We start from the raw sequence: 2,118 nt of genomic DNA on the forward strand, positions 1-2,118 counted from the left end.
TGAAAACAGAACACTTGGAGAAGGTGCTGATTGCCGGATTATCCGTATCGCTCAAAAACTAGACACTCATGCGTTCGCCCTGGTGTTACTAGTTTCATAGCTCGACTTCCTCGTGATGTTGCCCTGATAAAATGGACACGCGTTGTTGTTAAGCAGCTATTTCATACTCTATCGGAGATAGATAATTCAGGCTACTGTGCATGCGGTTCCGGTGATAAAATGGCCAATCTTGTTGCGTAGTCGACTGATATTACCGAAGAAGCAGTCATATATCAGTTCTGATTTCAGGGTTTTGAAAACCGGTGGCGATTCAGTCACTCGTAGGTGCGATTAGCGAAGCGTAATCGCACGCATGTTAATTGCCAATCTATACTGATAATTACCTACCGAAACCTTTGCGTGTGGATGTATTTTCGTGACGGTATAGCAAAGGTACTTCGGATGGAAGTAATCAGCTCAGTCGAATTCAGGTGGTAAATTACCTGAATGATGTGAGTGAAGTTCAAATTGTGTGGCGTTCAGATTTGTTTCTAAAAAAACCAACATAATCAATATGATCATAAGAACGATTATATTTGATTGCTGTTGCATTTTTTTAACCCATGCGTGCGATTACGCTTCGCTAATCACACCTACGGTCCTAGCAATCCCACACCAATTCTTTGTTAGTTATTTTTCTGCGGGCTTACGAATTTTATTCAGTATTCGAGGCAAGTCTGAATATTCTTCGAACCATACAGGATCTACACCTAACGTTCTTAACCGTTTAGTTTGTGATATTACAAACTCTTCGCTACCTCGTTTCATTAATGCATAATGCCAATGCCTCACACCAACAGATCTAGCTTTTTTCAATAAGCGTTCTATGTTTGGATCTGTCATAGACATTCCGACAAATAAGTTAGAACTAGTCAGTAACATCGACAACTGTAGTAAATTTGTTAAACAATAGTGGTCTACGTATAGTTTTTCATAATCAGAGTTAGAAAGGATAATTTCAGTAGAGCAAAGTTCTTTAGGTGACTCAAAACGACCAAGGTAGCCATGAGGATGGAAAATTGTTGTATATTCTCTGTTTTGATTAAATGTCTCACCATTTAGAACTACATTATGGGGTATTGACTCCAATTGATAAACTTCTTCTAAAATGTCATCAAAATTAAAACATATTATATTTTTCACTCCGAGCTTGGAAACCGCAATAGCCGTTTCACTAATTTCCAATCCATTTTGATATAAGCAATTGGCTACGATGCTATTAAAGTCATTACCAAAAATATGTCTTGCGATATTAGCGACATCAACATCAGTATCAACTTTAATTTGGCACATCTCAATGCTCGACTGAATGCGTGATAATAACTCGCTCCAATCAGGAAGGCCACAGCTTGCTGAAATGCCTGCGCCAAGAAAGATATTTAGTTTGTTTCTATTATTTAAATGAAATAACTTGTTGGTTTGTTCGTTTAATTCAAATGGTTGAATATTGGTGGTCTTTTTTGGTTGCTTGTTTTTTAATCTGTGTTTCAACAAGTAAATCCCAATAAATAGCTAACATCTTAAATGGCCGGCCCGCGTAGCGGGTCCGGCGAAAGTCCGAAGGGCTGAAGCAAAGTTAATTTATTTGTTATGGTTTAGTCTTTTAATTTATCTTTGAATGCCGTGGAGATTTCTTCTGCTGTTAACTGTTTCGATGGGTCGTCTTTTAATAAGGCATACAATGTTCCAATATATGCTTCACCAAACATTGTCGTAATTGTTGCTGCTACTGTTCCTGATATTAATGCCCCCCCTGTGCTTCCTAATCCAGGGAAAAACTTTAATAACGCTCCAACTAAAGCTCTTCCACCGAAAGATCCCGCTACACTGCTAAATGTTCCACTCACCAATGTACCTAAAAATGCTTTGTCAATATTCAAACCAAATGAAGCACTAATCCCAGCAAGCATTGCAATTTGGATAGGTATGATAGCAATGAAATCTGAAAATGGAATTGGTACAGCAGCGGCTGCTGCAGCACTTGTAGCTGACGCAGCGTAAGCGTTCACCAGCCCCCCGTTGACAGTCGAATGTGACGATCATCTCTTGATCCCCTTTCGGGGGTTGATAGATCCTCCC

General features: G+C 39.2%; 2 protein-coding genes. Both read right to left on the reverse strand.

All coding sequences use genetic code 11. The annotated features are described in order from the left end of the window. Positions 1–669 precede the first annotated feature (669 nt). A complete protein-coding gene (locus ACYVG7_RS10470; protein ID WP_460883060.1) occupies positions 670–1,530 on the reverse strand; it encodes an SIR2 family protein in 861 nt (286 codons plus the stop codon). A 104-nt stretch (positions 1,531–1,634) separates the two neighbouring features. Then, positions 1,635–2,048 carry a YcjF family protein gene (locus ACYVG7_RS10475; RefSeq protein ID WP_460883061.1) on the reverse strand — a complete coding sequence of 138 codons (414 nt, stop codon included), beginning with the start codon at positions 2,046–2,048 and terminating at the stop codon, positions 1,635–1,637. Positions 2,049–2,118: the final 70 nt, after the last annotated feature.

This window comes from Pseudaeromonas pectinilytica, assembly GCF_054780855.1.